Below are 276 nucleotides of genomic sequence, written 5' to 3' on the forward strand. Positions count from 1 at the left end.
CTCGTATTCTCCAACACGGTCAAAAGCGACACGGCGGTAAGAATTAAATGTAACGATCTTATCAATTTTTTTTTGCACAGATGTAGCTATCGGCAATCCTTCTTGGTCAAATAATTCAATGACAATGGCATTGCCTTCACTTACTCTAAGGTGTGCGCCCCCTTGAAAATGATGAGCTGAAATGATCTTCCGAAAGCTTGGAACAGCAGCTTCTTCTAAATCTGTCACATCCACTCCCGTTGCTTGGACGCCTTGAGCAAGAGATAGCTTTAAAAG

General features: G+C 42.4%; 1 pseudogene. It reads right to left on the reverse strand.

The window, feature by feature from the left end:
* Positions 1-276 (reverse strand): annotated as a pseudogene (locus RYX56_RS22190) (sugar phosphate nucleotidyltransferase); the annotation flags it as partial.

Source organism: Alkalihalophilus lindianensis (assembly GCF_032843265.1).
Classification (GTDB): Bacteria; Bacillota; Bacilli; order Bacillales; family Bacillaceae_D; genus Alkalihalophilus; species Alkalihalophilus lindianensis.